The organism is Xanthomonas sp. SHU 199 (assembly GCF_000364665.1).
In the GTDB taxonomy this organism is placed as follows: Bacteria; Pseudomonadota; Gammaproteobacteria; order Xanthomonadales; family Xanthomonadaceae; genus Xanthomonas_A; species Xanthomonas_A sontii.
On record NZ_AQOI01000798.1, the window covers coordinates 1 to 4979 of the forward strand.

Below are 4979 nucleotides of genomic sequence, written 5' to 3' on the forward strand. Positions count from 1 at the left end.
TGCCGCCTGGCCCTTGCCCGTTTCCATGTCCGCCGTCGAGCCCACCGCCTACGACCCGCAGCAGGTCGAATCCTCCGCCCAGCAGTTCTGGGACGCCACCCGCGCCTTCGAGGTCGACGAGACCTCCGACAAGCCCAAGTTCTACTGCCTGTCGATGCTGCCGTACCCGTCCGGGGCGCTGCACATGGGCCACGTGCGCAACTACACCATCGGCGACGTGATCAGCCGCTACCAGCGCATGATCGGCAAGAACGTGCTGCAGCCGATGGGCTGGGACGCGTTCGGCCTGCCGGCCGAGAACGCGGCGATCAAGAACAAGACCGCGCCGGCGAAGTGGACCTACGCCAACATCGACCACATGCGCAGCCAGCTCAAGTCGCTGGGCTACGCCATCGACTGGTCGCGCGAGTTCGCCACCTGCCGGCCCGAGTACTACGTGCACGAGCAGCGCATGTTCACCCGGCTGATGCGCAAGGGCCTGGCCTACCGCCGCAACGCGGTGGTGAACTGGGACCCGATCGACCAGACCGTGCTGGCCAACGAGCAGGTCATCGACGGCCGCGGCTGGCGCTCCGGCGCGTTGGTGGAAAAGCGCGAGATCCCGCAGTGGTTCCTGCGCATCACCGACTATGCGCAGGAGCTGCTGGACGGCCTGGACCAGTTGCCGGGCTGGCCGGAATCGGTCAAGACCATGCAACGCAACTGGATCGGCCGCTCCGAGGGCCTGGAGATCCAGTTCGACGTGCGCGACGCCGACGGCAGCGCGCTGGACCCGCTGCGCGTGTTCACCACGCGCCCGGACACGCTGATGGGCGTGACCTTCGTGTCCATCGCCAGCGAGCATCCGCTGGCGCTGCACGCGGCCAAGTCCAATCCCGAGCTGGCCGCACTGCTGGCCGAGCTGAAGCAGGGTGGCGTCTCCGAGGCCGAGCTGGAAACCCAGGAAAAGCGCGGCATGGCCACCGGCCTGACCGCGGTGCATCCGATCAGCGGCGAGCAGGTGCCGGTGTGGGTCGCCAACTTCGTGCTGATGGGCTACGGCACCGGCGCGGTGATGGCGGTGCCCGGCCACGACCAGCGCGATTTCGAATTCGCCAGCAAGTACGCCCTGCCGATCCGCCAGGTGATCGCGCTGAAGGCGCCGAAGAACGACGACGAGCGCAGCTACGATCCGAGCCGCTGGCAGGACTGGTACGGCGACAAGACCCGCGAACTGGAACTGGTCAATTCCGCCGAGTTCGACGGGCTGGACTTCCAGGGCGCGTTCGAGGCGCTGGCCGAGCGCTTCGAGCGCAAGGGCCAGGGCCAGCGCCGGGTCAACTACCGCCTGCGCGACTGGGGCGTCAGCCGCCAGCGCTACTGGGGCTGCCCGATCCCGGTGATCTATTGCCAGAGCTGCGGCGCGGTGCCCGTGCCGGAAGACCAGTTGCCGGTGCTGCTGCCGGAGAACGTCGCTCTGAGCGGCACCGGCTCGCCGCTGAAGACCGACCCGGAATGGCGCAAGACCACCTGCCCGCAGTGCGGCGCGGCGGCCGAGCGCGAGACCGACACCTTCGACACCTTCATGGAGTCGAGCTGGTACTACGCGCGCTACACCTCGCCCGGCGCCAAGGACATGGTCGACAAGCGCGGCAACTACTGGTTGCCGGTGGACCAGTACATCGGCGGCATCGAACACGCGATCCTGCACCTGATGTACTTCCGCTTCTTCCACAAGCTGCTGCGCGACGCGCGCCTGGTGGACAGCGACGAGCCGGCGACCAACCTGCTGACCCAGGGCATGGTGATCGCCGAGACCTTCTATCGGCAGAACCCGGACGGTTCCAGGGACTGGATCAACCCGGCCGACGTGGACGTGCAGCGCGACGACAAGGCGCGGGTGATCGGCGCGGTGCACCGCGGCGACGGCCAGCCGGTGCTGATCGGCGGCACCGAGAAGATGTCCAAGTCCAAGAACAATGGCGTGGATCCGCAGGCGATGGTCGGCAAGTACGGCGCCGACACGGTGCGCCTGTTCTCGATGTTCGCCGCGCCGCCGGAGCAGTCGCTGGAGTGGAACGAGGCCGGCGTGGACGGCATGGCGCGGTTCCTGCGCCGGTTGTGGGCGCAGGTGCACAAGCACGTCGCCGACGGCGCCGCGCCGGCGCTGGACCCGGCCGCGCTCAACGCCGAGCACAAGGCGCTGCGGCGCAAGACCCACGAGACCATCGGCAAGGTCGCTGACGACTACGGCCGCCGCCACAGCTTCAACACCGCCATCGCCGCGGTGATGGAACTGACCAACGCGCTGGCCAAGTTCGACGACGCCGGCGATCAGGGCCGCGCGGTGCGCCAGGAAGCGCTGGAAGCGGCGGTGCTGCTGCTCAACCCGATCACCCCGCATGCCAGCCACGCGCTGTGGCAGGCGCTGGGCCATCCGGCGACGCTGCTGGAGGACGTGCCGTTCCCGCAGCCGGACCCGGCCGCGCTGGTACGCGACGCGGTGACCCTGGCGGTGCAGGTCAACGGCAAGCTGCGCGGCACCATCGAGGTCGGCGCCGACACCCCGCGCGAGCAGATCGAGGCGCTGGCCCAGGCCGAGCCGAATGCGGCCAAGTTCCTGGAAGGGCTGAGCATCCGCAAGATCATCATCGTCCCCGGCAAGATCGTGAACCTGGTGGCGGCGTGAGCCGGCGCGCCGCTGCGGCCGCGTCGCGGCCGTGCGGCGCGGCAGGTCTCAACCCGCGTTCACGCGGCGTACGGCAGGCTAGCCGCCTGTTGCCGCGCCCAGCCGGCTCCTCCAGACTGTGTCCATGACCCGACTCCTGCTCGCTCTCGTCTTCGCGGTGTCCCTGACCGCCTGCGGTTTCCACCTGCGCAACAAGCTGACCCTGCCGGCCGACACGCCGTCGGTGAAGGTGGTGTCCTCGGCGCCGTACAGCGAGCTGGCCAAGCTGCTCGAGCGCGGCCTGCGCGCGGCCGGCGCGCAGATCGCGCCCAAGGACGTCAACACCGGTGTGGCCCGCCTGGAGGTGCTGTCCGAGCGCTGGGGCGATCTGCCGATCGCGCTCGACGCCGAAGGCCGCGCCCAGGAATACAGCCTGCGCTACGCGGCGATCTTCCTGTTCCGCCGCGCCGACGGCAGCGTGCTGGTGCCGCAGCAGGTGATCGAGCTGTCGCGCGACTACGTCTCCCCGCCGACCGACGCCACCGGTACCTCCACCGAGCGCGAGATCCTGGCCGACGAACTGCGCCGCGAGATGTCGGCCTCGATGCTGCGCCGGATCGACAGCGTGGTGCGCGCGCAGGTGCGCGACGGCAAGGACGTCAACGCCGCGCCGCCGTCGACCGACGGCACGCCGGTGGAAGGCAAGCCGGCCGACGGTACCCCGGCCGCAGGCAAGCCGGCGACCACGCCGCAGCCTTGAGCTTGGCCCTGCTGCCTTCGCCGCCGCGCACGGCGGCTACGCCGTTCGCTGCCGGCGCATGGCGTTCGCCGTATGTGCCTGCAGCGGCGTAGGCTGTCGTCATGGAACTGCGCCCCGAACAACTCGCCACCCAGCCGGCGTCGCAGCCGCTGCAGCCGGTCTATTTGATCGCCGGTCCGGAAACCCTGCGCGTGCTGGAAGCCGCCGATGCGGTGCGCGCCCGCGCGCGCGCTGCCGGCATCGGCGAGCGCGAGGTGTTCGATGCCGATGGTCGCGATTTCGACTGGGGCCAGCTGTATTCCAGCTTCAATGCGCCCAGCCTGTTCAGCGCGCAACGCCTGATCGAGCTGCGCCTGCCCAGCGGCAAGCCCGGCAAGGAGGGCGGCGAGGTCATCAGCGCGTTCTGTGCCGATCCGCCGCCGGACGTGGTGCTGCTGATCACCTGCAACGAGTGGAGCAAGGCGCACCAGGGCAAGTGGGCGGACGCCGTCGCGCGCATCGGCACCATCGCCGTGGCCTGGGCGATCAAGCCGCACGAACTGGGCGACTGGATCGAGCGGCGCCTGCGCAGCAAGGGCCTGCGCGCCGACGCCGGCGCGGTGCAGCGCCTGGCCGAACGGGTGGAAGGCAACCTGCTGGCGGCGGCGCAGGAGATCGACAAGCTGGCCCTGCTGGCCGACGGCCAGGGGCTGGACGTGGCGGCGATGGAGTCGCTGGTCGCCGATACCGCCCGCTACGACGTGTTCCGCCTGGCCGAGGCCACGCTCGGCGGGCAGGCGCCGGCGGTGCGGCGCATGCTCGCCGGCCTGCGCGCCGAGGGCGAGGCGGTGGCCGCGCTGCTGCCGATCCTGATCAAGGAGCTGCTGCGCACCGCCGCCCTGGCCAAGGTGCAGGCCGCCGGCGGCAACCTGGCGGCGGAAATGAAGGGGCAGGGCATCTGGGAATCGCGGCAGGCGCCGTTCAAGCGCGCCCTGCAGCGCCACGCCGAACCGCGCCGCTGGGAACGCTTCGCCGCCGAGGCGGGCCGCATCGACCGCATCGCCAAGGGCCGCGCCGACGGCGACGCCTGGATCGCCCTGGAACGCCTGCTGCTGGCGATCGCCGAGGCGCGGGCGGTGCGGTTGTTGGTGGTATGACGGCCGGGAGCCGGGAATCGGGAATGGGGAATGGGAACGGCGGCGCTGTGGTCTCGCCGGAGACCTCGCAGCCTGCGGCTGTTGCTTCTTCCCCATTCCCCATTCCCCATTCCCCACCACTGCATCTGATCTACGGCGGCACCTTCGATCCCATCCACAACGGCCACCTGGCGATCGCGCGGGCGGCGCGGGAGGCGTTCGGGGTGCCGGTGCGGCTGATGCCGGCGGCCGATCCACCGCATCGGCCGGCCCCCGGCGCCGATGCGCAGCAGCGCTGCGCGATGCTGGCGCTGGCCATCGCCGACACGCCGGGGCTGGTGCTGGACCTGCACGAAGTGCGGCGCGCGCAGGCCCGGCCGGGCGTGGCGTCCTACAGCATCGACACGGTGCGCGAGCTGCGCGCCGAGCTCGGCGCCGACGCGCCGCTGGCGCTGCT

Annotated in this window: 4 protein-coding genes; all 4 read left to right on the top strand. The window is 70.7% G+C overall.

What is annotated here, in order from left to right:
* Positions 1-25: 25 nt before the first annotated feature.
* On the top strand, positions 26-2668 hold the full coding sequence (gene leuS, locus D183_RS0121700; RefSeq protein ID WP_017910845.1) for a leucine--tRNA ligase: 2643 nt from the start codon (positions 26-28) through the stop codon (positions 2666-2668).
* Positions 2669-2792: 124 nt separating this feature from the next.
* Complete coding sequence (locus D183_RS0121705) at positions 2793-3407, top strand: LPS-assembly lipoprotein LptE (RefSeq protein WP_017910846.1); 615 nt, start codon at positions 2793-2795, stop codon at positions 3405-3407.
* Positions 3408-3508: 101 nt separating this feature from the next.
* Positions 3509-4543: a DNA polymerase III subunit delta gene (gene holA, locus D183_RS0121710; protein WP_017910847.1), complete on the top strand. Its 1035-nt coding sequence runs from the start codon at positions 3509-3511 to the stop codon at positions 4541-4543.
* Between the two features lie 23 nt (positions 4544-4566).
* Positions 4567-4979, top strand: a 413-nt coding sequence (locus tag D183_RS25615; protein ID WP_157835239.1) for a nicotinate-nicotinamide nucleotide adenylyltransferase, incomplete at its 3' end; no start/stop codon positions are given.

Coding starts and splice junctions, on each gene's coding strand:
- holA (WP_017910847.1), top strand. CDS start 3,509: ATGGAACTGCGCCCCGAACAACTCGCCACCCAGCCGGCGTCGCAGCCG.
- D183_RS0121705 (WP_017910846.1), top strand. CDS start 2,793: ATGACCCGACTCCTGCTCGCTCTCGTCTTCGCGGTGTCCCTGACCGCC.
- leuS (WP_017910845.1), top strand. CDS start 26: ATGTCCGCCGTCGAGCCCACCGCCTACGACCCGCAGCAGGTCGAATCC.